25 protein-coding genes and 2 tRNA genes are annotated in these 24,327 nt (G+C 60.4%); 15 read left to right on the plus strand and 12 right to left on the minus strand.

The genetic code is table 11. The annotated features are described in order from the left end of the window. Positions 1–3: 3 nt before the first annotated feature. The 3 genes from SPHS8_RS10180 to SPHS8_RS10190 are packed head-to-tail and all read right to left on the minus strand — an operon-like array spanning position 4 to position 1,631. On the minus strand, positions 4–411 hold the full coding sequence (locus SPHS8_RS10180; protein WP_201515378.1) for a hypothetical protein: 408 nt from the start codon (positions 409–411) through the stop codon (positions 4–6). A 58-nt stretch (positions 412–469) separates the two neighbouring features. Beyond that, the gene (gloB, locus tag SPHS8_RS10185; protein WP_201515379.1) at positions 470–1,192 is read right to left on the minus strand and encodes a hydroxyacylglutathione hydrolase; all 723 of its coding nucleotides are present in this window, start codon (positions 1,190–1,192) and stop codon (positions 470–472) included. 4 nt (positions 1,193–1,196) lie between these two features. Then, a complete protein-coding gene (locus tag SPHS8_RS10190) occupies positions 1,197–1,631 on the minus strand; it encodes a VOC family protein (RefSeq protein WP_201515380.1) in 435 nt (144 codons plus the stop codon). Positions 1,632–1,734: 103 nt separating this feature from the next. Here SPHS8_RS10190 and SPHS8_RS10195 point away from each other — a divergent pair, with 103 nt between their 5' ends. Next, entirely contained in the window at positions 1,735–2,439 is a 705-nt protein-coding gene (locus SPHS8_RS10195) for an SIMPL domain-containing protein (RefSeq protein WP_201515381.1), read from the plus strand. A gap of 14 nt (positions 2,440–2,453) precedes the next feature. Here the strand turns inward: SPHS8_RS10195 and SPHS8_RS10200 are convergent, their stop codons facing one another. Together SPHS8_RS10200 and SPHS8_RS10205 are read right to left on the minus strand one after the other, a co-directional pair. Continuing rightward, complete coding sequence (locus SPHS8_RS10200) at positions 2,454–3,311, minus strand: tetratricopeptide repeat protein (RefSeq protein ID WP_201515517.1); 858 nt, start codon at positions 3,309–3,311, stop codon at positions 2,454–2,456. Next, positions 3,308–4,063, minus strand: a complete 756-nt coding sequence (locus SPHS8_RS10205) for an alpha/beta fold hydrolase (RefSeq protein WP_201515382.1) — start codon at positions 4,061–4,063, stop codon at positions 3,308–3,310. Before SPHS8_RS10205 ends, SPHS8_RS10200 begins: the two co-directional genes overlap by 4 nt. Before the next feature lie 142 nt (positions 4,064–4,205). On the opposite strand from SPHS8_RS10205, the gene SPHS8_RS10210 reads away from it, so the two are divergent. Both SPHS8_RS10210 and SPHS8_RS10215 read left to right on the plus strand, forming a co-directional pair. After that, a tRNA-Leu gene (locus tag SPHS8_RS10210) sits at positions 4,206–4,292 on the plus strand. 61 nt (positions 4,293–4,353) lie between these two features. Then, the gene (locus SPHS8_RS10215) at positions 4,354–4,725 is read left to right on the plus strand and encodes a DUF6538 domain-containing protein (RefSeq protein WP_328805326.1); all 372 of its coding nucleotides are present in this window, start codon (positions 4,354–4,356) and stop codon (positions 4,723–4,725) included. Positions 4,726–5,139: 414 nt separating this feature from the next. Here SPHS8_RS10215 and SPHS8_RS10220 read toward each other — a convergent pair whose 3' ends face one another. After that, positions 5,140–5,301 (minus strand): hypothetical protein, encoded by a 162-nt coding sequence (locus SPHS8_RS10220; protein ID WP_201515384.1) that lies wholly within the window; start codon positions 5,299–5,301, stop codon positions 5,140–5,142. Positions 5,302–5,388: 87 nt separating this feature from the next. Between SPHS8_RS10220 and SPHS8_RS10225 the strand changes: the two genes are divergently transcribed. The 4 genes from SPHS8_RS10225 (at position 5,389) to SPHS8_RS10240 (ending at position 9,838) form a co-directional block, all read left to right on the plus strand. Next, entirely contained in the window at positions 5,389–6,669 is a 1,281-nt protein-coding gene (locus SPHS8_RS10225) for a CmpA/NrtA family ABC transporter substrate-binding protein (protein WP_201515385.1), read from the plus strand. A gap of 17 nt (positions 6,670–6,686) precedes the next feature. Beyond that, complete coding sequence (gene ntrB / locus SPHS8_RS10230) at positions 6,687–7,646, plus strand: nitrate ABC transporter permease (RefSeq protein WP_236575074.1); 960 nt, start codon at positions 6,687–6,689, stop codon at positions 7,644–7,646. Positions 7,647–7,662: 16 nt separating this feature from the next. Further along, the gene (locus SPHS8_RS10235; RefSeq protein ID WP_201515387.1) at positions 7,663–8,466 is read left to right on the plus strand and encodes an ABC transporter ATP-binding protein; all 804 of its coding nucleotides are present in this window, start codon (positions 7,663–7,665) and stop codon (positions 8,464–8,466) included. Positions 8,467–8,566: 100 nt separating this feature from the next. Then, positions 8,567–9,838 (plus strand): alginate export family protein, encoded by a 1,272-nt coding sequence (locus SPHS8_RS10240; protein ID WP_201515388.1) that lies wholly within the window; start codon positions 8,567–8,569, stop codon positions 9,836–9,838. A 233-nt stretch (positions 9,839–10,071) separates the two neighbouring features. Here SPHS8_RS10240 and SPHS8_RS10245 read toward each other — a convergent pair whose 3' ends face one another. Together SPHS8_RS10245 and SPHS8_RS10250 are read right to left on the minus strand one after the other, a co-directional pair. After that, positions 10,072–12,540: a TonB-dependent receptor gene (locus SPHS8_RS10245; RefSeq protein ID WP_201515518.1), complete on the minus strand. Its 2,469-nt coding sequence runs from the start codon at positions 12,538–12,540 to the stop codon at positions 10,072–10,074. A 281-nt stretch (positions 12,541–12,821) separates the two neighbouring features. After that, positions 12,822–13,667 (minus strand): SMP-30/gluconolactonase/LRE family protein, encoded by an 846-nt coding sequence (locus SPHS8_RS10250; RefSeq protein ID WP_236575075.1) that lies wholly within the window; start codon positions 13,665–13,667, stop codon positions 12,822–12,824. Between the two features lie 530 nt (positions 13,668–14,197). On the opposite strand from SPHS8_RS10250, the gene SPHS8_RS10255 reads away from it, so the two are divergent. Next, positions 14,198–15,562: an aspartate aminotransferase family protein gene (locus SPHS8_RS10255; protein WP_201515390.1), complete on the plus strand. Its 1,365-nt coding sequence runs from the start codon at positions 14,198–14,200 to the stop codon at positions 15,560–15,562. A gap of 147 nt (positions 15,563–15,709) precedes the next feature. Here SPHS8_RS10255 and SPHS8_RS10260 read toward each other — a convergent pair whose 3' ends face one another. Continuing rightward, positions 15,710–16,414: a LuxR C-terminal-related transcriptional regulator gene (locus SPHS8_RS10260; RefSeq protein WP_236575076.1), complete on the minus strand. Its 705-nt coding sequence runs from the start codon at positions 16,412–16,414 to the stop codon at positions 15,710–15,712. A gap of 575 nt (positions 16,415–16,989) precedes the next feature. Next, entirely contained in the window at positions 16,990–17,541 is a 552-nt protein-coding gene (locus SPHS8_RS10265; RefSeq protein WP_201515392.1) for an outer membrane protein assembly factor BamE, read from the minus strand. 88 nt (positions 17,542–17,629) lie between these two features. Here SPHS8_RS10265 and SPHS8_RS10270 point away from each other — a divergent pair, with 88 nt between their 5' ends. Genes SPHS8_RS10270 through dinB form a run of 3 tightly spaced genes read left to right on the plus strand, consistent with a single transcriptional unit; the run spans position 17,630 to position 19,807 of the window. Beyond that, positions 17,630–18,145 (plus strand): ubiquinol-cytochrome C chaperone family protein, encoded by a 516-nt coding sequence (locus tag SPHS8_RS10270; protein WP_201515393.1) that lies wholly within the window; start codon positions 17,630–17,632, stop codon positions 18,143–18,145. Then, the gene (locus SPHS8_RS10275; RefSeq protein WP_201515394.1) at positions 18,142–18,672 is read left to right on the plus strand and encodes a YceD family protein; all 531 of its coding nucleotides are present in this window, start codon (positions 18,142–18,144) and stop codon (positions 18,670–18,672) included. The genes SPHS8_RS10270 and SPHS8_RS10275 overlap by 4 nt, the downstream gene beginning before the upstream one ends. A 55-nt stretch (positions 18,673–18,727) precedes the next feature. Then, the gene (gene dinB / locus SPHS8_RS10280; protein ID WP_201515395.1) at positions 18,728–19,807 is read left to right on the plus strand and encodes a DNA polymerase IV; all 1,080 of its coding nucleotides are present in this window, start codon (positions 18,728–18,730) and stop codon (positions 19,805–19,807) included. A gap of 7 nt (positions 19,808–19,814) precedes the next feature. On the opposite strand, the gene SPHS8_RS10285 is transcribed toward dinB, so the two are convergent. Then, on the minus strand, positions 19,815–20,609 hold the full coding sequence (locus tag SPHS8_RS10285) for a DUF1134 domain-containing protein (RefSeq protein ID WP_201515396.1): 795 nt from the start codon (positions 20,607–20,609) through the stop codon (positions 19,815–19,817). A gap of 232 nt (positions 20,610–20,841) precedes the next feature. Here SPHS8_RS10285 and SPHS8_RS10290 point away from each other — a divergent pair. Beyond that, a tRNA-Ser gene (locus SPHS8_RS10290) sits at positions 20,842–20,934 on the plus strand. Between the two features lie 31 nt (positions 20,935–20,965). Here the strand turns inward: SPHS8_RS10290 and SPHS8_RS10295 are convergent. Beyond that, the gene (locus SPHS8_RS10295) at positions 20,966–21,949 is read right to left on the minus strand and encodes a polysaccharide deacetylase family protein (RefSeq protein WP_236575077.1); all 984 of its coding nucleotides are present in this window, start codon (positions 21,947–21,949) and stop codon (positions 20,966–20,968) included. 100 nt (positions 21,950–22,049) lie between these two features. Here SPHS8_RS10295 and cofE point away from each other — a divergent pair, with 100 nt between their 5' ends. From cofE to cofC, 3 genes are read left to right on the plus strand one after another with little or no spacing between them, the layout of a single operon-like run. Next, positions 22,050–22,805, plus strand: a complete 756-nt coding sequence (gene cofE / locus SPHS8_RS10300) for a coenzyme F420-0:L-glutamate ligase (RefSeq protein ID WP_201515519.1) — start codon at positions 22,050–22,052, stop codon at positions 22,803–22,805. Beyond that, complete coding sequence (gene cofD, locus SPHS8_RS10305) at positions 22,802–23,734, plus strand: 2-phospho-L-lactate transferase (protein ID WP_201515398.1); 933 nt, start codon at positions 22,802–22,804, stop codon at positions 23,732–23,734. The genes cofE and cofD overlap by 4 nt, the downstream gene beginning before the upstream one ends. 2 nt (positions 23,735–23,736) lie before the next feature. Next, positions 23,737–24,324 (plus strand): 2-phospho-L-lactate guanylyltransferase, encoded by a 588-nt coding sequence (gene cofC, locus SPHS8_RS10310; protein ID WP_201515399.1) that lies wholly within the window; start codon positions 23,737–23,739, stop codon positions 24,322–24,324. The last annotated feature ends 3 nt before the right edge of the window (positions 24,325–24,327 follow it).

The following is a 24,327-nucleotide window of genomic DNA, read 5'->3' on the forward strand; positions in this document are numbered from 1 at the left end:
ACGTCAGCGATCCGGCGTGCGATAAGGTGTGAAGGAGCCAAGCGCGCAACCGCCCGTGATGGACCCGGTAACCAGATCGGCGCTTCGCACGATGTCGCCACGGCAATATTGAGACCCGGCGCCGGTCGGCCTGATGACGAGCGTGTCGCCCCGCCCAAGCCCGGTGCAACTGCCATTAAGGTCGTTGCGGTAGACGAGGCGTCCGCTCACCCGGTACAGCAACACGCTTTCGCTGATCGCGGTCAGGCTGGAACCGGGATAGCGGCTCACGCAACTGACCGGATCACCGGCGACCTTGCCGTCCAACGCCGCTTCCAGCCGGTCGGCTTGCTTTTCCGTAAGACGCGCGGGTTCGTCACCACCCGCGCACGCTGCCAGCATCAGCGGCGCCAGACACATCCATGCACGCATGGCACTTCTCCTGCACTTGTCTCCGCACGGCGGAGCAATCGCGGTAACGCCCGAACCGTCAGGCCGTATCCTTGGCCGTGCGTCGACGGGCGAGTTCCTGCACATCATTGGCGCGCATGAAGATATTGGTCGCGCGCTCAAGGCCGATGGTGGTGGGCACGGTTGCTTCTCCCCGCGCCCGCGCCTCATCCACCTCGGCCATACGCGCCGCCAGCGCTTCATTGTCCGGCTCGATCGTCAGGGCGAAGCGGCCATTGCCCTGCGTATATTCATGCGCGCAATAAACCGCCGTCTCGTCGGGCAAGGCGGCGAAGCGGGCCATGTTGGCGAACATCTGGTCGGCCGTCCCTTCGAACAGCCGCCCGCAGCCCATCGCGAACAACGTGTCGCCGACAAATATGATGCGATCGGAGGCGAGATGATAGGCGATGTGACCGGCGGTATGGGCAGGCACCTCCATGACGGTCGCGACATGGCCGCCGATGCGTACCTCGTCGCCCTCGCCCACCTGCCGGTCGAGCGTACCGATCTTGGCGGCCTCCGCTGCGGGTCCGGTGATCCGGCAGCCGGTCGCGGCCTTGATCGCCGCATTGCCGCCGACATGATCGCCATGCCAGTGCGTATTCCAGATCTGGCTTATCGTCCATCCCCGCTCCGCCGCCGCAGCCAGCACGGGTTCCGCCACCGCGGGGTCGATCACGACCGTTTCTCTGCTGGCATCATCATGCAGCAGCCAGACATAGTTGTCGGACAGTACGGCTATGCGCGCGACGCTCAGCATGGGATTACCAGACGCCTGTGTTCTGCATGGAAGCCCAGGGTTCGGCAGGCTCCAGATGACCGTCCTGCAACAGTTCGATCGAGATATTGTCCGGCGTGCGGACGAAAGCCATATGCCCATCGCGCGGCGGCCGGTTGATGGTGACGCCCGCATCCATCAGACGCTGGCAGACGTCATAGATGTTGCTCACCCGATAGGCGAGATGGCCGAAATTACGGCCCTCGCCATAATGTTCAGCAGGCGTCCCATCTTCCGCTGGCCAGTTATAGGTCAGTTCAACCTGAGCATCCTCGTCCCCCGGCGCGGCGAGAAAAACGAGTGTGTAGCGGCCGCCTTCATTGTCGAAGCGCTTCTGCTCCTCAAGGCCCAACAGCTTGAAGAAGGCGACTGTGCGATCGATGTCGGTCACACGGATCATGGTATGAAGATATTTGGTCAAGCAGTCGCTCCATTCGTCGCCAGCAAGCAACGGTTCATCTCGGCAGTGGCAGGGTCGCTGCCAAGATAGGGTGGCACGGGCATCGATGAAAGAGGAGACGCGAATGGCGCTGGAGGATCGCGACAAGGTGCTGCTGGCTTGTGTCGGCCTGCTGACGCTGGGATTGGTCAGCGGCGGCTATTTGCTGGGTGACGGGTTGAAGCGGGCCAAGGCCGCCGATCGGTCCGTCACCGTCCGCGGCTTGGCGGAGCGCAATGTCACAGCTGATCTCGCTACCTGGTCGATCAGCTATGCTGCGACGGGCTTTGATCTGCCCGCCGTACGCGCGGAGATCGACAACAATACGAAGGAGCTGAAGGCCTATTTCACAAGCCTGGGCTTCAAGCCGGAGGCGCTCACGCCCACCGGCGCTGGCGTCAATCAATATATCAACAACGGCGTCAACACGATCACCATCACCCAGCGCATGTTGTTGCGCACGACCGACATCGCCAAGGCGCAGAAGGCAGTCGCGCAACAGTTCGATCTGGTCCGCCGGGGCGTCACCTTACAGGAGGGATCCGGCATGCGTTACAGCTTCACCAAGCTCAATGACATCAAACCGCCCATGGTTGCCGCCGCGACCCGCGATGCGCGCGCGGCGGCCGAACAATTTGCCCGCGACAGCGGCGCCAGCGTAGGCGGGATCAAGAGCGCCACCCAAGGCTATTTCTCCATCGATCCGCGCGACGGCGAGGCGGACGGATCCAGCGACACGCCCTACAAGAAGGTGCGCGTCGTCACGACCGTGGACTTCTACCTCAATTAGGGCGCGCTAGCCGTTCAGCGAGCCGGAGCGCCTATAGGCAGCCGGGTGAGATTGTCGGCAGCGGCCTTTCCAGCGGGGGATTGAGGGCCGAGCTTGATCGCGCGCTGCCAGGCCGACCGCGCGACATCGTCATGGTGGGTCAGGACTGCGATGTTGCCCTCCTCCAGCGCGACGGATGCATCATCGGGGGAAAGCTGCACCGCGCGCGCAATATGCGCCTGCGCGAGCTTCAGCTCTCCGGACCGACGCGCGAGTGTGGCCGATAACAGCCAGGCAAGGGGATCCTGCGGTACTTGAGCGAGCGCCACATCGAGCGAGTCCCGCGCTTCCTTGGCGTCGCCCAACGCCACGAGGGCCCGGGCGCGATCAAGATAGGTCTCTCCCTTTTCAAGGCCATCGGGCAAGCCGCGCGCCAAGGCCGCATCGAAACTGCTGCGCGCCTTTGCGGCATCGCCTGCCGCCAGCGCGGCGTTCCCCGCCTGCGCCCACAACCGGGCGCTTTGCGCCATCTCGCCGCTCCGTTCCGCCTCATCGGCCGCCTGTTCGAAGGCGACCATGGCGGGCGCCCACCGCTCCGCGCGGGCATAAGCGAAGCCCATGCAATGGCGCGCGTAGAAAGAGCCTCCTTCAATCCGCCATTTCTGTGCGAATGCTACACCTTTGTCGGGGGACGCGAGCGCTTCATCAAGGCAGGCCTGAAATGGCGCAGCATATTTTTCCGGAACGGGAATGCGGCCATCGGCAGCGGAGGAGCCGCGCGGTCGCGGGGTGGACGCCCGCTGCTCCTCCTTCCTGGGCCGGTTCATCACCGCTTCGATTTCGGGATCATAGGCTTGCGGCGTCAAGAGCAGCAGCGGGAGAAGAAGCATCAGAGAATATCCAGAAGGCTGCCAAGGGTGTTGATCAACAGCGTGATATCGCTGTCACGCGACAGGCGATGATCACCATCCTTAACGAGCAGCGTCTGCACATCATATGAATGCAGGCGCTGGGAAAGCCGCAGGGCCGTCTGCCAAGGCACGTCGCGGTCCTCTTGCCCCTGCAGCAGCCGGACGGGGCAGCTGATCGGGATTGGCCGGTCGAGCAAACGAAGCGCCTGGCCCGACTGCCAGAAAGCCAGCGTAGTCACAAGCGGCTGGTCGCCATAGGGCGTGGGCTCGCGCAACTGGCCCTCCGTAGCCAGCAGCGCCTTGTCCGCGTCGCTGAAGCCCCATTCGGTAAAATCCGGCGCCGCGGCGATCCCGACCAGCCCGGCAACTCTTTCGGGACGAGCCAGCGCGATCAACAAGGCGATCCAGCCGCCCATCGACGATCCCGCCAGCAGCAGCGGCCCGTCCGTCAAAGCGTCAACCAACAGCAACGCATCGTCACGCCAACTGGCAAGCGTACCATCCTCGAACCGGCCTTCGCTCGCTCCGTTGCCGCCATAGTCGAGCCGCAGCATCGCCCGGCCAGTCCGTGCCGCCCAGGCGTCGATGGCGGCCGCCTTGCCGCCTTCCATGTCGGACATATAGCCGGGCAGGAAGACGATGGTCGGGCCGGAACCCGGGCGATGCCGATAGGCGAGGCGCACGCCATCCGGGCGGGCGAACGACGCCAGCGGAACTGCTGAAATAGGGTTCATCGGCTATCTCCCACCGACCTTGATGCGGCTTGCATGAGGTCAATAGACGCTGGCGCGCGGAAAACCAGAAAGGAAGAAAATAATAGCTCCGATGGAATTGACACTAGGCAGACCAACGGCTAATCGCGCCGTCCTACCCCGTGCCCAGATGGCGGAATTGGTAGACGCACCAGCTTCAGGTGCTGGCGATCGCAAGGTCGTGGAGGTTCGAGTCCTCTTCTGGGCACCAGCTACTCTCAAAGCATTGAAAATGCACGGGGATCGTCGAGAACACGGTCCCCAGAGAGCGTTTGCTACAAAGAACTGCTACTCGCCGCATTCCGCACGATGCTCGACCGCTCATGGGTCACCCCGAAATATGGCGGTCGCTTCAAACCGACAGCTTGAAGATCTCCCTGCGCCGGTTGCCCAACGCCATGGCTCGGGTCGAGACAGAGATTGAACATCGCCGCTGGGCTGCTGGTCTTCACTGCGACCCGACGCTGCTCGAACCGTTGTCGGACGATGCCGTGGCAAAGCGTCAGGTGATCCATGATGCGGCTCCGGTGGATGCAGAGCCAGTGCCGCCCGTCCCGGCCAGCAACCTCACCCTGAGCGAAACATACGAGCAGTATGACCGATCCGATGCAGGCGTAGTCAGCCCGAACGCGGGAGGCTTATGAGACAAGCCGTAGGCTTGCCGTGTCGATCATCGGCAAAGACGTTCCCATACAATCGCACGCTCGCGCCCGTTGTCGCGACTATATCGACGTGCTGCATCTCATGCCGCGCAATGCCGCAAAACGGTTTTCGAAGCTCACCACCTTCAAGCCTCCGATCGCGCCCGAACGCCCGGCAAGACCGATCTCGGCGCACCAGAACGGATAGACATTCCCTCCGCAGCTAGTGCACGGAAATTTGCCCCTGGCGGCTGAAAAGGGCGGGACTCAAATGGATGCCGGACGGTGGGCCAGCTTAGCGACTTCAGCAGCGACACACCTCTTCGATTGCAAATTGTGCAACGCAAAAATTTTTCTTGCGACTCGGACGAATCGGTGACAGCTTAATCCATGTCGAGGCAGGGGCGCTTCGACGCGTTAGGCTGGGACGCCGATGACGGCAGGAACCAGCTTCGATCTTACAGGATCGAAATCGGCAATGACGCCGCCCGGACTGGTCTGAACAGACCTCGTCCAGGCGGCTTTTTTATTATGTTTTTCAAGCGGACGCGAATGCGCGCCGTGAACCTTCAGCATCATCTTTCGCACGCCGGGCAGTGCTTCGGCGAATGGCTGGCTGCGTGCCTGTCGCAGCGCTGACGATCTGACAGAGAAGGACATTGGGGAATGGCAGAGGGGGACAATCCGAAAGGCGTTAGCCGCCGTGGCGCGTTGAAAGCCGGTGGGACAGCTGCGCTTTTTGCTGCGGTGCATCAGGCATTTCCGTCGGGCGCCTTCGCCGCAGGTGCTGGGCCGGAAGTGACTGGCGCGAAGTTGGGCTTCATCGCCCTGACCGATGCTGCGCCTGTGATCATTGCCAAGGAACTGGGCTTCTTCGCCAAATATGGTCTGCCCGATGTGCAGGTGACCAAGCAGGCCAGCTGGGGCGCGACACGCGACAATCTAGTCTTGGGCAGCGCCGGTGGCGGCATCGACGGCGCGCATATTCTCACGCCAATGTCCTATCTGCTGACGCTGGGCGCGATCGGCAAGGCGACGCCGATGAGCATTCTCGCCCGCCTGAACGTCAACGGTCAGGCCATTTCGGTTTCCAAGGAATATCTGGGCGCGAAAGCCGACATCAGCTCTGCGAAAATGAAGGGCGTGATCGCCCAGCGCAAGGGCGCGGGCAAGAAGATCACGATGGCGATGACCTTCCCCGGCGGGACGCACGACATGTGGATCCGCTACTGGCTGGCGGCGGGTGGCATCGATCCGGACAAGGATGTCGAGCTGATCACCATCCCGCCGCCGCAGATGGTGGCGAACATGAAGGCCGACACGATGGACGCCTTCTGCGTGGGTGAGCCGTGGAATGATCAGCTTGTGGCGCAAAATCTGGGCTACACGGCGGTTTCGACCGGCCAGATGTGGATGAACCATCCCGAAAAGAGCTTCGCCATGCGGTCGGACTGGGTGGCGAAGAACCCGCGCGCCGCAGTCGCGATTACCGCAGCCATCATCGAAGCGCAGCGGTGGGCGGACAATCCGAGCAATATCGCGCGTCTGGCGGGTACGATCGCTGGTCGCGACTATCTGAAGTGCCCGGTTACGGACATTGCCGACCGCCTGCAGGGCAATTTCAACATGGGCGACGGGCGTAAATTCCCGAACGCGGCGTTCAAGATGAAGTTCTTCAACGGCTATGCCTCGTTCCCCTACAAGAGCCACGACCTGTGGTTCCTCACGGAAAATCAGCGCTGGGGCAAGCTGCCCATGTCGCTGGATACCAAGGGGGTGATCAGCAAGGTCAATCGCTCCGACATCTGGCGGAAGGCAGCAGCGATGATGGGAGGCAAGGGGCCAGCCAGCGATAGCCGCGGCGTCGAGAAATTCTTCGACGGCAAGACCTTCGATCCCAGCAACCCCAAGGCCTATCTGGCCAGCCTGGCGATCAAGCGGGTCTGATGAGGGAGGAAAAAGCCATGGCTCCGTTATCGCCAAAGAGCAGGAATGGAGGGCCGCCGGTATCGTCCGGCGGCACCACCACCGAACTGGGGGTCATCCTGCCCTATCCGGAAGAAGCGATCGCACGACGCAGTTTCGAGCCCGTAGCCGCGCCGGTGAATCCGATCGTGAGCAAGGGGCGTGCGCTAATTGCCGCCATACTGCCCACTGTCGTCATGATCGGGGCGCTGTTGCTGTTCTGGCAGCTTCTGTGCGGATCGCCGGACGCGACTTTCCCCAGCCCTGTGAAAGTCTGGCAGGAAAGTCATGACGTCATCACTCACCCGTTCAAGGGCGTTGAGATCGGCTTTACCCACTTCAGCATCCAGGATGGCGGCGATGTCGGCATTGCCGGTCATGTTCTGACCAGCCTCAGTCGGGTCCTCATCGGCTACAGCATCGCGGCGATCGTCGGTGTGGCGCTGGGTATTCTGATCGGTCAGAGCGTTTTCGCCTTCCGCGCGCTTGATCCCTTGTTCCAGGTGCTGCGCACAGTGCCGCCGCTCGCCTGGTTGCCGATCAGTCTCGCCATCTTTCAGCAAGCGCAGCCATCGGCGATCTTCCTGATCTTCATCACCGCGATCTGGCCGGTCATCCTGAACACGGCGGCAGGGGTTCAGACCATTCCGGCGGCCTATCGCAACGTGGCGAAGGTGCTCGCGCTCAATCCCGTCGAATATTTCGTCCGGATCATGCTGCCCGCCACCGTGCCGCACATGTTCACCGGGCTGCGTATCGGCGTCGGCATGAGTTGGCTGGCGATAGTGGCGGCGGAGATGGTGCAGGGAGGCACCGGCGTCGGCTTCTTCATCTGGGACAGCTACAACAGCTCGTTGCTCACCGACACGATCGTCGCACTCGTCTGGATCGGCCTGGTCGGATTTACGCTGGATCGCATCGTCGCCTTTGCGGGCCGCATCATCAGCCGGGCAGGCTGAAGGGGAGAGCAGTTTCATGAAACAACGCAGCTATCTCGCGCTTGAGGGCATTACCGTCGAATTTCCCACCAAGGCTGGACGTTTCTGCGCGTTGGACCGCATCGATCTGGAAGTGGACAAGGGGCAGTTCTTAGCGCTGATCGGTCATTCGGGCTGCGGCAAGTCAACCTTGCTCAACGCCGTGGCCGGGCTGGTCAAACCGACCCGCGGGGCGATCTTCCTGGACGGGGAAGTCGTGGATGCACCGGGACCGGACCGCGCAGTCGTCTTCCAGGATCATTCGCTGCTGCCCTGGTTGACGGTCGAGGAAAATGTCCGCCTGGCGGTGGACAAGACGGCGCGCGGCAAGAGCAAGGCAGAGCGCAGGGATTGGGTCATGCACAATCTTGAGCTGGTGCAGATGGCCCACGCCGCCGGGAAAAGGCCGGGCGAATTGTCCGGGGGCATGAAGCAGCGCGTGGGCATCGCCCGCGCGATAGCGATGAACCCGCGCATCCTACTGATGGACGAACCCTTCGGCGCGCTCGATGCGCTGACGCGGGCGGCGCTGCAGGACGTTGTTATGGATCTGCAGGCGCGGCTCAACAACACGGTGCTGATGATCACCCATGATGTGGACGAGGCCGTGCTGCTCGCCGACCGCGTCGTCATGATGACCAACGGCCCGGCCGCGCGGATCGGTGAGGACCGGCCCGTGGCATTGGCGAGGCCGCGCAACCGGCTCGAAGCCATCGACATGCCTGAATATGCAGAGGCCCGCAGCGCGGTCATCCATTTTCTGCACGAGCGCTACCGCAATCCGGCGACGCTCGCTGCGTGAGGGACAAGTCGCCCAGCGAGGCGGCATCAAGAATATCGGGATTGAGAGGGGATGCCCTGAAAGGCCTCAAAAAGCCATCGGGAGCAATAGAGGGGGAATTATGCGTGGATTGAATATGTTGCTGTCGGCGTCCGCGCTGGCGACGTTAGCGACGCCAGCCTTGGCCCAGGATATCGTGTTCAAGCCGATCGTCGAAGCGCGGCTGCGTTATGAAACGGTCGATCAGGACGGGCCGCTGCCGTTGACCAGCAGCCGTGATGCCGATGCAGTCACCATGCGCCTGCGCGCTGGCGGCGAACTGTCCAAGGGACCTTTTGCTTTCCTTGTGGAAGGGGAAGGGACGCTGGCCATCGACGAGGATTATAATAGCGGCGTCAACGGCAAGACGCTCTATCCCATCGTCGCTGATCCTGAGACCGTCGAACTCAATCGCCTGCAACTGCAATATCGCACCAAGCCGCTGGTGGTCACGCTGGGGCGGCAGCGCATCAACCTGGACGATCAGCGCTTTGTCGGTTCGGTCGCGTGGCGCCAGAATGAGCAGACCTTCGACGCACTGCGCGTGGAATATATGGGGGTCAAGAATCTGAAGGTCGATGTGACCTATGCCATCGCCGCACGCACGATCTGGGGCATCGATGGCGGCAAGTTCGGATCAGTGAACCGGCCCACCGAGATTGACGGCGACGACATCTTCGTGAACGTCTCCTACAAGACCAAGCTGGGCACGCTCACCGGCTTTGCCTATCTGATCGATGAGGACGAGCCTGTCGCCGCACTGCTGCGCAACAGCAGTCAAACCTATGGCGCTCGCTTTGCCGGAGCCGTTCCGCTCGCCCAGAAGGTGAAGCTGAGCTACCTCGCCAGCTACGCACGGCAGAGCGATTATCAGAAGAACCCGGTGGACTATAAGGCTGACTATGTTGCAGCGGAACTGGGGCTGGAAGTGGCCCCCTTCAAGCTGACGGCCGGTTATGAGCTATTGGGGTCGGACAGCAATGCTAAGGGCATTGCGGGCGGTTTCGCCTTTCAGACGCCTTTCGCGACGCTGCACAAGTTCAACGGCTGGGCGGACAAGTTCCTGACGACCCCGGCGACGGGTATTCAGGACTATTATGGCGGCATCGCCTACACGATGCCGAAGGTCGGCAAGATGGGGCCGCTGGTCGCATCCTTCATCTACCATCGTTTTAGCAGTGACCGACTCTCGATCCACTATGGGGACGAATATAACGCCCAGGTGACCTTGAAGATCGACAAGCATCTGAGCGCTCTCGTCAAATATGCGGACTATGAGCGGAAGGGAATCGCGAGCTTCACGGGCGACGCCGACACCAAGAAGTTCTGGGCGCAGATCGACTACGCGCTCTGAACAACATTTGGCCAGAACAAAAGTCCGCGACGGGGCATTGTTAGCCAATGGCCCGTCAGATGGAGGCTGGTTGTCAGGATGCGTTGCGATATCGCAGCAGATCAACAGACCCTTCATCCTAACATCATCGGACCAGCGCCTCCTTCTGCAAGTAAGGCTCCGCCGCCTGTTAGCGGCTGAGCCTTACTTTTCACCTGCAAAAGTAGAACCGCTATAAGCCGGTCATCACGCCATCAGTCCGACCCGCCGAACTTGTAACGCGCGCGCAGGCCGAACATTCGCGGTTCGCCATACATCTGCGTCCAGGCCCCGATCGTCTGGTATGTGCCGGTATTGGTGATCGCATAAAGCTTGTTGGTCAGGTTGGTCGCAAACAGCGACAGGTCCAGCCCGCTGGCAAGAGCATTCTTCCAGTCCAGGGTGGCGTTGAGCAAGCCGAAAGCCGGCAGACGCACACCTGGCTCGTTTGTGGTGCCGTCTGGGAATGTCTCCGTCGAGAAAGGCGCGGTTTCCTGCGCGTCCGTCCAGTTATAGCTGACGAACAAGCTGACGTTGCCGAACTTCTCAGCGGTCGGGATCGTGAAGCGACCGTAGACCGAGAGAATGTTGGGAGACAGATATTGCAACGGGCGGCAGGTCATGTCTGCTCCGGCAAAAACCTTGGGCGACGTGATGGACTGAGCCGTGCAATCCCAGACACCCGAGTTCGAGTCGAACTTGAACGACTTGTAGTGGGAAGAGGTATGGCTGTAGTTCAAGCCGAGTTCGATTTCGCGAGATGGCCGGATCATGGCCTCCACTTCCACACCCTTGATCACGGCCGAAGCAGTGCTGAGCGTGATCGCGCCGTTGCCGCCGGTGGCGTTGTTGCGGTCACCCGCAGCGCGCTGAATGTTCGAATAATCCAGATAGAAGCCGTTGACGTTGAACCGCGTGGCCATACCGCCGACCTCGAAGTCGGATTTGAAGCCTGCTTCATAGTCGGTGAGATATTCCGGCCCGAAGGTCCGGGTGTTCGGGAACACTGCATAGGCGTTGAAGCCGCCTGCCTTGTAGCCCTTGGTCACCTTCGCATAGAGCATCAGGTCGTCATTCGGCCGATAATCGATCCCCACTGTCCAGTTCGGCGCCGAGCTTTTGAGGTTGCCGGTAAACCGGCAATCAGTGAGCGGCGTCGTTGTGAACTGCGATTTCCAGGAGCACAGGTTGATCACGGCACCCCCGCCCACCGGGATCGCCGACCAGGAAGCCGTAAAGCCCTCCACATGATCCCAGGTATAGCGATACCCACCAGTCAGCCGAACACGATCCAGCGCGGGCACAAACGCTCCGAGATCAAGGCTCGCTTGAGCATAGAGCGCCTTTGATTCATTGGTCACCCCAACCTGGCTGGTGCCAAGCGCGCAGCCAGCTTCGGTTTTGTTACTACATACGTTGATGGAGAAGGATTCCATCAGGCCTGCGGGGGACTGTTTGAAGTAGAAGCCGCCTACGGTATAAGTAAGCTTGTTGTCCAGGGCATTGCCCTGCAACTGCAGTTCTTCCGTGAACAGCTTGTAATGATCACGCGGAGACCGGCGACTTTCAACCGTCGTGCCAGTGTTATAGATCGGCGCGATCGTGCCGTCCTGATCGTTCGAGTAATAAGATTTAAAACGAGCATAGCTGATGATGTTACGTATCTTTATATTGTCAGTTGCATCAAAATCAGTGGTGTTCGTGATCCCCCATGTCACTGTCTTGGCGAAATCATCCACGCCATGAGCAGTCTTCCGGGGCCCAAGCTCATTGGCCTTCGCTATTAGATCGGTGTAGTAATTGCAGTTGCCGGCGGAACGACAGAAATCGAATGATGGCACAAAGCTGTCAAGCGCCTGAAAATAGCCCGTGTTGAACCCCTTGGCGATTGATCCCGAACCGTTTGTCCGGGAATATCCGTAATAAGCCATCGTATAGTTCTGAAGAGTTTCGGTCGGGGTCAACAACAGGCCGAAGCGAGCCATGCGCCAATGCGTGTCGTCGCGATCCTTGCGCCAATTAACGTCGTAGGTGAAACCGTCACGATCGCGCGTTGCACCGACCAGGCGAATGCTCACCTTGTCCGTAACCGGCACGTTGAGCATGGCTTCCAGTTCGGTCATATTATAGTTACCGACGCCACCGCCGATATAGCCCTCAAGCCGATCCGTCGGCTTGGCCGGAGTAAGTAGGATCGCGCCACCAGTAGTGTTACGGCCGAACAAAGTGCCCTGCGCACCCGACAAGACCTGCACACTCTGAAGATCGACGAAGTTACCTGGGCCGCCTTGGTTCGACAGTGTGTAGCCGGATGGCAGCGGTACTTCGTTCATGTACACGACAACTGCGGGCGAACCCTGAAACGATGCCGACTGACCTCGAATGGAAGGTGACATGACGTCGCGCGACGCCTGACCATTGGGCGCGATGACCAACGACGGCACCGATGCCTGCATGTCTTGAAGGCTTGTGACGCCGCGCTCCCGCAGCCCTTCACCTGAAACCGCTGTAATGGTGATTGGAACATCCTGCGCACGTTCCTCACGCCGCTGGGCGGTTACGACAATTTCGTCGATCGCAGTTTGGGCAGCCGCGATATCAGGCGCGATCACCGCACCCGCAGCAACGCCTGCAAGTAACAGCCGACCCGCATGTCGTCTAAACGCTAGGAATTCAGCCCCCATGTCATCCTCTCCCTTATCTTCTCGTGCGAGAACCATTGAATATTGGAAGAAAACAAAGAAGATTGCCGCCAACAACGCACAGCCATCATAATGCCGACCTCAGGGTCGCTGAATTCACTGAGACGTATGACATGGCAGAGCGTTTCCACTCCGACCCTCTCCAACCTGTTTATTCTTTCCGAATATTTTAATCTACCTACCACTACGATATATGACCTGCAATGGCCATTTATCAGCTATGACAACTTCTCCGACATGAACATTATACGTTATCAACTTATTTAAGGTCTTGCCCCCGATGACCCGACATCGACACGAGCAACATCGATACGACCACTCCTGACCTTCACTGTCACTGCTGGATCATGATCCGAAGCACAGCAGATGAACAGGTCACGCCCATCCATTCCGCCCAGCATACAGGCATATGGTCGGGCGCCCTCAATCGGGATTTGCGTCAAGATCTCGCCACCTTCGCGCACGCGCACGACAGAGTTCGCAAGGGCAACTGCCACCCAGACGCAGCCTTCCGCATCAAGGCAGATGCCATCTGGTGCATAGCCGCCAAAGTCAGCAAATATCCGCCGATTGGAGAGCCGTCCTTCCGCATCTATGTCAAAAGCTGTCAGGCGAAACGCAAATGTTTCGGCAACGATGAATGTTCGACCATCTGGTGTGATAACGCTGCCGTTCGGGCAATGCAGGTGATCCGCCGCGACTGTAACCATCCCCTCGTCCGCAACCGCAACGATACATGTTGGCCGGGGCGCTTCACCATTGAAATAATCAAATCCGACATTGCCTACGTAGGCGCGGCCCAGATGATCAACGACCATGTCGTTGCTCTGCCCCGAGTGAATGTCCGCCAATTCGGCATGCACCACTAATTGCGCATCCGATCGCCTGCGGTAAAGTCTGCGCTCGTCCATCGACACGACCAGCAGATCGCCATTCGGCAGCCACCCCATGCCCGATGGCCCGCCCGGCACATCGAAATGCTCGTGAATACTACCATCAGGCTCAAGGACGTACACGGTTCCGCCATGCTGGTCGGCGAACCACAAACGCCCTTCATGCCAGCGCGGCCCCTCCGGAAAGGCAAAACCGCGCGCAATCGTTCGGATCATAGGTGCTTTAACGCCGACTGCGGTGAGTTCTTCGGCGAAACCCAAGCTCTTACCTCCCCACTGTCTGCGCTTTATTTTTGCGCCTTGCCTCCATGTTTACGCATATTGGCACCTCTTGGCAATGGAGGCTTATCGTTTTGCGGAACGGTAATGCGCGCAACGCATGCAGATCCGCACCAAAGGGCGACCATCTTGATGTATGCGTAGCGAAGCAATAGCCATCATACGAATTGATTCCTCTTCGCCCTGCCAGCATTCCCAGTGTGTTAGGGGGGACGCTGACCCATGCTAGCTACGGGTGAAGCTCCGTCACAGGTCAGAAATCTTCCAGATCATCTGTTGATAACTGTCCACAAAATCGCTTATGACGCAGGCGGGCAAGCTGCTTACCTGCAAGATGCGCCGACGAGTGCGACCGCGCATGAATGAGGTACGTCGATACCCACATGTTTGGCGCATAACGGCTGTCGGACGCTCGTCCACGGGATGGCCGCGAGAGTCAGTTCTTAACGATCGGAAGCACGACGATAATGTACGATCCCAGCGAAAATGCCGCGGCTGATATTGCAGCTCACTTCCATTCCTTCACGAACCTGGCGGCCCATCCTGAGGTCGGTCCCCTTGTCATAACGAAGGGTGATGGCGTGTTCGTGGAAGATGACAAAGGTAACCGCTATCTTGAGGCGGTGTCGGCGCTGTGGTGTGCTTCGCTGGGCTTCAGCAATGAGCGTCTTGCCAAGGCAGGAAGCGATGCGCTGCGAGGCTTGCCTTATTATCACACCTTCACCGGCCGCTCCAATCCGACCGTGATCGAACTGGCCAACAAGCTGCTGTCGGTCGCGCCTGTTCCGATGTCGAAGGTGTTCTTCGCAAACAGCGGATCTGAAGCCAACGACTCCGCTGTGAAGATGATTTGGTATTATCATAATGCCATCGGCAAGCCGGAAAAGAAGAAGATCATCGCCCGGCTCAATGCCTATCATGGCGTGACTGTCGCGTCGGCAAGCCTCAGCGGACTCGTCACGAACCATCGCGATTTTGACCTGCCGATCGCCAATATCCTGCATGTCGATTGCCCGCATTATTTCCGCTACGCCGAGCCCGGCGAAAGCGAGGAGGATTTCGCCACTCGCCTGGCCGACAATCTTGAAAAGCGGATCCTGGCTGAAGGTCCTGAGACCGTCGCCGCTTTCTTCGCTGAGCCGGTGATGGGGGCCGGCGGGGTGATTCCGCCACCGGCGACCTATTTCGAGAAGATTCAAGAAGTTCTCGCCAAATATGACGTGCTCCTCGTCGCGGACGAAGTGGTGTGTGGCTATGGCCGGACGGGCGAGATGTTCGGTTCGACCACCTTCGGCATGAAGCCTGACATTCTGACGACGGCAAAAGGCCTGTCCTCGGCCTATGCGCCCATCTCCGCAGTGATGGTGAATGAGAAGGTCTATGCGCCGATCGCCCGAAACAGCGGCACTATCGGAACCTTTGGCCATGGCTTCACCTATTCCGGCCACCCGGTGAGCTGTGCCATCGCGCTCGAAACCCTGAAGATCTACGAAGAAGATAATGTGGTCGGCCATGTGCAGTCACTGATGCCGCAATTCTGGAAGGCGCTGCGCAGTTATGAAGGCCGCAAATATGTCGGCGAAGTGCGTGGCGTAGGCCTGGTAGCCGCGATCGAGCTCTATGCCGATCCTGAGAACCGGACCAGCTTCGATCCAGCAGTAAAGGCGGGTGCACGCCTTGTTGAAATCGGGCTCACCCAAGGCCTGATCGTGCGGGCGCTTGGCGACACGATCGTCTTCTGTCCCCCGCTCATCATCACAGCGGAAGAGCTTGACGAGCTATTCGCCCGTTTCGAACGCACCATGGCGATCTTTGAAGAAACTATCGGCTGACCAGCAGGCGAGGGCCGCCAATGCGAGCGGCGGTCGCTGAGCTAGGATGCCGCTGCTGCACTTCGCCACATTAGGCGAAGTGCAGCATGCACCAATAGCGATCCTTTAGAGAATACTTGCCGCGGCTATCATAAGCCGCGGTGTGGGTCAGGCACGGCTGAGAGGCATTGCGGCGATCTCAAGCTGTGGAAGCTGCGCAGGATGCGGGATCGTGACATCCACGGGTACAACCGGCTCCACTTCGGGGACACGGCCGCGCATGCCGTGATTGGCTGCCCAGATGGCGGCTTGGGTGCGGTTCTTGACGCGGAGCTTGCGCAGCACCGCCTTCACATGGACCTTCACCGTCGCCTCGCTGATATCCATCCTCTTGGAAATGACCTTGTTCGGGCATCCCATGATGAGCCAGCGCAGGATTTCCAGCTCACGATCGGACAGGCTTGCAGCATCGACGGGCCGTTCCACCTCCAACGCATCTGTCAGCGTCGGCCGCGACTGCAATTCGTCGGCAAGTTGCGGCGGCAGGACCCGCTCACCCATCGCAACCAGATGCAATGTCGCCACCAGGCGATCGCAACTGATTTCCTTGATGATGTAACCCATCGCGCCCAGGCGGAAGGCCTTCAGCATGGTTTGAAAGTCAAACCGATCGGATAATAGTACCAGATAGGCGCAAGGGAATTTCCGCTGAAGAACGGCGACACTGTCGGCGTCCAGCTCTTCGGTTCCATTGTCTATCAGGAGCAACGAAGGCCCCGTATCTTCCTCCGGCACCTCCACCTTTTGGAGTGCGGCGGCAATATTTGGATATTGATTAACCCGGAAGTCCCGCTCAGTGAGAATCCGGCTCAAACCTTCTCTTACGATTGCATTACCGCACAACAGACGCACATTGACTGGGTAAGCCATTGGGTAGTCCCCTCATGATCCCTTCCACTTTCGTTAGCAGGCCCCAAACGAAGCGTGAAAGACCAGTGATCAAATGCCTGCAGTGCAACCCTTTCTTTTCGTTTCAATAAGTTATGACTAGCATATTTACGACGCTAGAGTCCTGAACTGACCTATGGAAATTTAGGGTTAGTTCAACAACTCGCTAACTGATTGGTAAGGTTGTGCATTTCGTTCTTAACCATGGGAGTTATGTCCTAAGCACAGCGTTCCCGATAATACTTTGGGCTTACTGCGAAGAACGTGACTCGAGCATATGCCGGACGAACGATGGTTGCGAGTCTCTATTGGTTAACTTCAGCTGTTAACTATCTTTCCTAACAAGTCCAAAGACTTGCCCTGCGCCCAAAGCGAGGATGCGGCGCTCCTTTGCGGGTAGATCCTGCAGAGACTCGATAGAGCGAGGATTTGAGGTCACAGTAGGAAGGGCGTGCCGAACGTCAGGGCGTTTTCAAGCTCAATGACGCCTTCTTCGGCCGTCAGCTTCCGTTAGGGCCGCCGCCGGTATTGCTGCCGCCACCGCCGCCACCCATGCCACCGGCCCCTACTGCGCCGATATTGCCGAATATTTCGTCGAACAGGCTGCGATGGCGGCCCAGGGTGGGCGTCTTGTCGCCGGACGGCGAAATCTTGGCGACCTGCTCAAGGCCCATGCGGTCAACCGCCACGACATTGCCCGCGGGGTCAAAGCGGACATGGAGCACCGTCTGCGCCACCGGCTTGGGATTGGAGAAGGCCAGCGCCCGCATGTCGCGCGACACATAATACCAGTCCTGATCGCCGAATTGGGCGGTAAAGCTGGGGCGGCCCAGCGTCCCTTCTACCGAAGCGCGGTTGTCGATGCCGGGCTGGATCGAATCGACCAGCAGCTTGTCCACCTGATATCCCTGATGGGTGCGGATGCGCGAACAAGCCGAGGTTCCGAGCACGAGCGCGCCAAGGCCGACGGCAAGCAACAGATGTCGGCTGAACTGACGCATGAACTTCTCCTGCCGGGAAGGGACCCGGAAACCAAATACCAAAGCCGCCATTGCATCGCGCGGCCCGCCGATCAATATGGAATTGCGCGCCCCCCGGCAAGGGGGCCTCCGCTCAGCTCAGCCAGGAAACCGTTTCGACATGCCAAAGCTTTTCCAGCGCCTGTTCGCGCGCACCGACCCCAAGGATGCGATGCAGCCGCTTTACCAAGCCGTCATCCGCGAAGGCCGCGCGCCGCATTGGTATATGGAAGGCCAGGTGCCCGACACGATGGATGGCCGGTTCGACATGATCGTCGCCATATTGGCGCAGGTGCTGATGCGGCTTGAAGCGCTCGGAGCAGCTCAGGAAAGCGTCTGGCTCACCGAATTGTTCGTCGACGACATGGACGGGCAGTTACGGCAGGAGGGCGTAGGCGACGTGGTCGTAGGCAAACATGTCGGCCGCATGGTGAGCGCGCTCGGTGGAAGGCTCTCAGCCTACAAGGCGGCCCTTTTGGGCGGAGCGGAACTGCGGGACGCCCTGGCGCGTAACCTGTACCGTGGGGCGACGCCTGCTGGAGACGCCGTGACGCATGTCGAATCCCGGCTGAGGTCGCGCTGGGTCGGCCTTTCCACCTTGCCGCTCGACGCATTGATGGCGGGAGATATTGGATGACTAATCCTGCGCCCGAATTTTCCCGACCCGTTCGGGCCGACCAGATCGCGCGGCATGCGCAGGGCATGACCATCACTGCGGACGCCGGGGAGCGCGACGCATTGGCGCGACGCTTCAACCTGACATCACTGGATTCGCTTGAGGCTGATTATGCGTTGAGCGAACAGGACGGCGCCATCGAGGCACGGGGCCGGGTACGCGCAAGACTGGCTCAACCCTGCGTCGCCACCGGTGTAGCGGTGCCGGAGACCATCGATACCGACTTCCTGTTGCGCTTCGTTCCGGAAGGTGGCGGCGCCGATGGTGGTGAGGAATTGGAGATCGATTCGGAAGATTGCGACACGATCGGCTATGACGGGCAGACGGTCGACATCGGGGAAGCGGTCGCCGAGACGATGGCGCTGGCGATGACGCCTTATCCTCGATCAGCGGAAGCCGATGCTTATCTGCGGGAAGCGGGCGTATTGACGGAAGAGCAAGCAAGTCCTTTTGCCGTGTTGCAGTCGCTCAAAGACAATAAGTCCTGACGGACCGGCCTCCACGCGTTTCACTCTCCTGCTTGCTGTGGCATAAACCGCCTTCATGGACTCTCGGCCGCGCAAGATCATCCATATCGATATGGATGCCTTTTACGCGTCGGTGGAGCAGCGCGACGATCCAAGTCTGCGCGGGAAACCCATCGCGGTAGGCGGCGGTGGGCCCAGGGGGGTGGTGGCGACGGCCAGCTATGAAGCGCGCGTTTTTGGCGTGAAGTCCGCCATGCCGGGCGCGCGAGCGCGGCGGCTCTGTCCGGACCTGCTGTTCGTGAAACCCCGATTTGAGGTTTACCGCGCGGTTTCGACTCATGTGCGTGAGATTTTCGCCCGCTTCACCGATGTCATTCAGCCCCTGTCGCTGGATGAAGCCTATCTGGACGTCACCGAAAACAAGGCAGGGTCATCGTCCGCCACCGCAATCGCGCAGCAGATCCGGCGCATGATCCGGGACGAAACCGGCCTCACTGCCTCAGCCGGCGTCTCCTACAACAAGTTGATCGCCAAGCTCGCGTCGGATCAGAACAAGCCGGACGGTATTTGCGTGGTGCGGCCGGACGAAGGAGCGCGCTTCATGGCGCAGATGCCGGTCCGGCGAATCCATGGTGTGGGACCCGTAACAGCGCGGCGGATGCAAGCTTTGGGAATAGAGACAGGCGCCGACTTGCTGGCCCGTGACCTTGGTTTCCTGCAGCAGCATTTCGGGAGCGCTGCGCCTTTCTACTATCGCGCCGCGCGGGGAGAGGATGATCGGCCCGTCCATGAAAGGCAGGAAAGGAAATCGGTCAGCGTCGAAGACACGTTCTTCGATGACCTGATCACTCAGGACGCCTTGGTCGCGGAAATCGACCGGATCGCGCAAAGCCTCTGGACCCGGATCGAGAAGAGCGGCGCCTATGGCCGCACCGTCGTCCTCAAGATCAAGTTCGCTGATTTCCGGATCATCACCCGGTCACGCAGTATGAACGCGCCGGTTCGCTCGCCAGACCTGCTCGCGGAAACTGCGCGCGCCCTGTTAATCGCCCAGTTGCCGCTGCGGATGGGCGCGCGGCTGCTGGGCTTGGGTGTCCATAATCTCGATGCTGAGGAGCCGGTCGAGCAAAGTCAGCAGCTCAGCTTCCCTCTTTAAAAACCGGTCAGAACGGCAGCCAGTTCCGCTTTTCCGTGAACTTCATGTAACCGGCGTTTACACCAAGCCGATACCCTACGCCGAGACGGATGGGGATCAACACGACGCTGCCCCAGCGAAGATAGCTCGCCGTAAAGCCGCCAACCAGATAGGCCGTGCCTTCCGCCGCGGGAAAACGGTGGTAAAGATCCTGCGTGTCGTAGAGATTATAGACCAGGACGAAGGTGTTGGCGGCGTTGCCCCCCACGTCGAAGCCGATCGACGGCCCGGTCCAATACACTTCCCGGCGCCCTTCCACCTTGTGGTTGAGCGTGCCCGATCCATAGCGCAGACCAACCACAAAGGCGCCCGACGCTTCCCGGCCAGCGATATAGGCGTTGGGGCGGCCCTGATCCTTCAGGATCTTTTCGATCATGCCAGCCAGCCCCTCTGCCCCCTTGCCGAAGACGCCTTCGGCAGCGCCGATCAGGTCATCTTCCTGATAGGATTCGCTGGGGCTCAACGCAGCGGGCGGAGAGTTGGCGGTGACGGGAGCTCCCGTCGCTGTACTATTTGCCGTGGATGCCGAAGACTCCGGTGCCGCACTGCTCGCTGGCGGAACGCTATTGTCCACACCCGGTTCGGTCGGCGTGCTGTTCGCCTGCGGCACGGGCGCGAGATCAGCGTCAATCGCGCTGTTCGGATCGACCGTGCGCACCTGCGCCTCCGCCGCGAGCGGACTGAATGCCACCCCGGCAACGGCAAGCGTCCATGCGCCACGTCGTGCCACGCGAGCCGACACTCGCCTTACCATCCCGATCATGCCCGCTACTCCCCGACTTTGCCGCTCTTCGACCATCTATCAGATTATCGGAAGCCAAGCTGAAACGACAATGAACGAACGGCGACCCGAGTCGATTCCGGGCTGGAACGAATCCGGCAGCGAAGTTTGTAAGAATTTCATGGCATAGCCCGTTGCCTTGCGGGAAAGCCGCCGTTATAGCGCTTCTCGCCTAGCCGCTGTCCCGCCCCAAGCGGGCGTTCAGGCCATGTTTGGAGACGTGGGTGAGTGGCTGAAACCAACGGTTTGCTAAACCGTCGTACTGGTAAATCCGGTACCGAGGGTTCGAATCCCTCCGTCTCCGCCATCATTCCGATATTAGATCACAGCTGCGGCAATCACGCCGGTATCAGACGGCGTTCGTAGCGCCAGCTGGCCCATAGCTGCTGCGCCATGCGGCTTGCCGTTCGCACGCGGCTTGGCGGTACGCGGTTGTGTGAGGCGGGTGCGGTCGACGCCAAGTCGGGTGGAAGATCGTGGAAGCCGCACACAGTGAGGCCTGGTAATCGGGCTGCGGCGCGGCAGAGAGAAGTGAACCGGCGCATGATTGCATGGTTGGGACGTTTGCGGTCGCGGCTGAGCATTTCGAAACTGTGCGTGACGACCACATAAGCCGCATGGCTTTCGCGCACGGCGTGGCGCAGTCCCGTGCGCATCTCCCCCGCCGACATCGCGCAGATTTGCGCGGGGCGGAAGCTGCCGCGCCGGTCCGTGATACCCGACACGGCAAGTTCGCCAACGCCGAAGCGGTGAGAAGGAGCGATCTGATCGCGAGCGCCGCTGATCCGGCAGCCATAGCGATGATAGGCCGGATTGACGCTGCTGTCCCAAGCCAGGCCGACGTCAGCAAGCGCCCGTAATGTATCGTCATTGGCGCCGAAATTTCCCGCGCGGAAGGCGGTAATCGGCGGTGCCCCCGCCTCCTCCAGCCATGCCTTGCCGAGGCGCAGCAATATGGCTTGGTCTGCTTGACTGAAATCGCCGATGTTGCGGCCCAGTTGCCCGCTCACAGGAGAGTGACGCGCCCAGCGAAGCCATTCGCTGTGGATATGCAGCTGCACCTCATGTCCGCGTGCCACGATCGGCGCGACGATGGGTCTCAGAAACTCCGTCCCATATAAAAGCGCGGGCATCGGGTCGACGAAGAACACGCCCTTCAGGCCATGGCTCTCCAACTTATCCATCTGCCAGCCAATGCCATAGGCTCGGCCCTCGGCTTCTCCCCAGATGGATGAACGGACATTGTCTTGCAGACCCATCCCCCGCTCATGAAGCAGCGACGATAATTCTGTGTCTACGGTGATCAGGACGGCGGTCATCATCAACGCCTTACTTCATCCATGTTAAGGAGCCGTAACGCCCATGCTGTTCGCGGACCATGGAGCGGCTACCAACAGGGACAGCCGCGCGCTACATCGCCTCATGATCTCGATTCATCCGCTAACCGGCTTGGCAGAAATATGTGAAGGTGACGACTTGGCCATGCTGTTGCGCGATGCGCTTGGGCGGGCCGGGCTGTGGCCGTTGCAAAAAGGCGATATACTGGTCGTCACGCAGAAAATACTGTCCAAGGCGGAAGGCCGCATGGTGGACCTCACTGAGGTCGAGCCTGGCGAGCAAGCGCTGGAACTGGCGGAAACGACGAGGAAAGATCCCCGCCTCGTCGAGCTTGTGCTTCGTGAAAGCAGCGCCATCGTACGTGCCGTGCCGCACATATTGATTACCCGGCACAGGCTTGGCCATGTCATGGCCAATGGTGGCATAGATCGATCCAATATCGGTCCGGGTGGCGCGGAACGGGCGCTGCTGCTGCCGGTGGACCCCGATGGATCAGCCGCCGCGCTCAGCCATGATCTTGCAAGCGAGGGCGCCGCTCCTGCCGTGGTCATTTCCGACAGCTTCGGACGCCCCTGGCGCCACGGTGTCGTGGGTGTGGCGATCGGCGCCGCGGGACTGCCGGCGCTCGTCGATCGGCGGGGCGAAGAGGACAGGGATGGTCGGCGGCTGGAAGTGACGCAGATCGCGCTGGCTGATCAGATTGCGACCGCCGCCGCCCTGATCACCGGTGAAGGGGCCGAAAGCATACCGGCTGTTCTCATGCGTGGAATGCGTCTGCCGCCCGGAGATGCTCCAGCCGCCACGCTTGTGCGGCCGATCGAAGAGGATCTGTTTCGATGAGCCGGGTCGTGACCCTGACCGGAGGCGTGGGCGGAGCCAAGCTGGTGCTGGGGTTGATGCAGATATGCCCGCCGGAACAGATCACCGCCATCGTGAACACGGGAGACGATTTCCGGCACCTGGGGCTTGCCATATCGCCCGACATCGACACGCTGCTGTATACCCTGTCCGGCAAGGCCAATAAGACGCAAGGCTGGGGCCGGGAGGGCGAAAGCTGGAGCTTCATGGATGCCGTCAAATCGCTGGGCGGCGAAGACTGGTTCCTGCTGGGCGATGGGGACCTGGCGCTGCATGTACTGCGGTCGCATCTGCTTGCAGAGGGCGAGACGTTAAGCGCTATCACGGCGCGGTTCGCTTCTGCGTGGGAGTTGGGTCTTTCCATTCTGCCGATGAGCGATGACCCTGTGGCCACTCATCTCACTACAAGTGAGGGCGACATGCCGTTTCAGCGCTATTTTGTCGAATGCCGCTGCGCGCCTGAGGTGGAGGCCATCCGGTTTGAGGGCGCCGAACGGGCGTCAGCGACGGCGGGCGTGATCGAAGCGATCACGGATCCAGCCACAAAAGCCATTCTGATTGCGCCCTCCAATCCTTGGCTCAGCGTCGACCCGATCCTGGCCGTGCCCGGCATAAAGGAGGCACTTGCGGTTACGCATGCACCGGTCGTGGCCGTGTCGCCGATCGTGGGCGGGCAAGCAGTCAAGGGACCTACTGCGAAGCTGATGGGCGAGATGGGATTGGCCGTGACGAACGAAAGTATCGCCGCGCATTATGCCGATATCATCGACGGCTTGCTGGTCGATGAGCGCGACGATGCTTCTGGCCTGACCATTCCACATGACGTCACCGACACGCTGATGAAGACGCTAGCGGACCGGGAACGCGTCGCGCGCGCTGCTTTGGCGTTGGCGGATCGGATCGCTGGCTGATCGTGAACTGCTGGGTCGTCATACCGATCAAGGCGCCGGAATGGTGCAAGACGCGGCTTGCGCCTGTCCTCGGCGATAGCGAGCGTCGAAAGCTGGTGGCTGACATGCTGGGACAAACCGTATCTGCCGCGCAAAGCATTGTCGGTCTGCAGCGGGTATTGCTACTCGGCCCGTCACGCCATGACCTACCAGGCGACATCCCGCTGCTTCCCGACGCTGGACAGGGGCTCAATGTGGCGCTGGAAGGCGCGCGGGATGCGGCTATCGGGGCGGGGGTCCGTCGGCTGCTGATAGTGTCGGCAGATTTGCCTTTGATCAAAGCTGACGATGTCGCCGCCCTGCTGAACCTGCCGGGGGAGAGTGTCGCCATAGCGCCTGACCATGCGGGCACGGGCACCAACGCTGTGTCGCTCCCCCTCCCCTCGGCCGCCAAGTTCGTGTTCCACTATGGCGATGGCAGCTTCGCCGCGCACCGGGCCGAAACAGGTCGGCTGGGCCTACCATTTCTCAGCCTTCGACGACCGGGTTTGGAACTCGATATTGATCGGCCGGAAGAACTCGCGTTCTGGCGGCAGAGCCAAGTTTACTGACAT

It is taken from the genome of Sphingobium sp. S6, assembly GCF_905120495.1.
Lineage (GTDB): Bacteria > Pseudomonadota > Alphaproteobacteria > Sphingomonadales > Sphingomonadaceae > Sphingobium > Sphingobium agri.

Excerpts from the sequence above, each read along its gene's own strand:
- SPHS8_RS10180 (WP_201515378.1), bottom strand. The coding sequence starts at position 411 with ATGCGTGCATGGATGTGTCTGGCGCCGCTGATGCTGGCAGCGTGCGCG.
- SPHS8_RS10265 (WP_201515392.1), bottom strand. The coding sequence starts at position 17,541 with ATGGCGGCTTTGGTATTTGGTTTCCGGGTCCCTTCCCGGCAGGAGAAG.
- SPHS8_RS10225 (WP_201515385.1), top strand. The coding sequence starts at position 5,389 with ATGGCAGAGGGGGACAATCCGAAAGGCGTTAGCCGCCGTGGCGCGTTG.
- gloB (WP_201515379.1), bottom strand. The coding sequence starts at position 1,192 with ATGCTGAGCGTCGCGCGCATAGCCGTACTGTCCGACAACTATGTCTGG.
- SPHS8_RS10270 (WP_201515393.1), top strand. The coding sequence starts at position 17,630 with ATGCCAAAGCTTTTCCAGCGCCTGTTCGCGCGCACCGACCCCAAGGAT.
- SPHS8_RS10195 (WP_201515381.1), top strand. The coding sequence starts at position 1,735 with ATGGCGCTGGAGGATCGCGACAAGGTGCTGCTGGCTTGTGTCGGCCTG.
- dinB (WP_201515395.1), top strand. The coding sequence starts at position 18,728 with ATGGACTCTCGGCCGCGCAAGATCATCCATATCGATATGGATGCCTTT.
- cofD (WP_201515398.1), top strand. The coding sequence starts at position 22,802 with ATGAGCCGGGTCGTGACCCTGACCGGAGGCGTGGGCGGAGCCAAGCTG.
- SPHS8_RS10235 (WP_201515387.1), top strand. The coding sequence starts at position 7,663 with ATGAAACAACGCAGCTATCTCGCGCTTGAGGGCATTACCGTCGAATTT.
- SPHS8_RS10245 (WP_201515518.1), bottom strand. The coding sequence starts at position 12,540 with ATGGGGGCTGAATTCCTAGCGTTTAGACGACATGCGGGTCGGCTGTTA.
- SPHS8_RS10240 (WP_201515388.1), top strand. The coding sequence starts at position 8,567 with ATGCGTGGATTGAATATGTTGCTGTCGGCGTCCGCGCTGGCGACGTTA.
- ntrB (WP_236575074.1), top strand. The coding sequence starts at position 6,687 with ATGGCTCCGTTATCGCCAAAGAGCAGGAATGGAGGGCCGCCGGTATCG.
- SPHS8_RS10255 (WP_201515390.1), top strand. The coding sequence starts at position 14,198 with ATGTACGATCCCAGCGAAAATGCCGCGGCTGATATTGCAGCTCACTTC.
- cofE (WP_201515519.1), top strand. The coding sequence starts at position 22,050 with ATGATCTCGATTCATCCGCTAACCGGCTTGGCAGAAATATGTGAAGGT.
- SPHS8_RS10285 (WP_201515396.1), bottom strand. The coding sequence starts at position 20,609 with ATGATCGGGATGGTAAGGCGAGTGTCGGCTCGCGTGGCACGACGTGGC.
- SPHS8_RS10250 (WP_236575075.1), bottom strand. The coding sequence starts at position 13,667 with ATGATCCGAACGATTGCGCGCGGTTTTGCCTTTCCGGAGGGGCCGCGC.
- SPHS8_RS10295 (WP_236575077.1), bottom strand. The coding sequence starts at position 21,949 with ATGATGACCGCCGTCCTGATCACCGTAGACACAGAATTATCGTCGCTG.
- SPHS8_RS10275 (WP_201515394.1), top strand. The coding sequence starts at position 18,142 with ATGACTAATCCTGCGCCCGAATTTTCCCGACCCGTTCGGGCCGACCAG.
- SPHS8_RS10205 (WP_201515382.1), bottom strand. The coding sequence starts at position 4,063 with ATGAACCCTATTTCAGCAGTTCCGCTGGCGTCGTTCGCCCGCCCGGAT.
- SPHS8_RS10220 (WP_201515384.1), bottom strand. The coding sequence starts at position 5,301 with ATGATGCTGAAGGTTCACGGCGCGCATTCGCGTCCGCTTGAAAAACAT.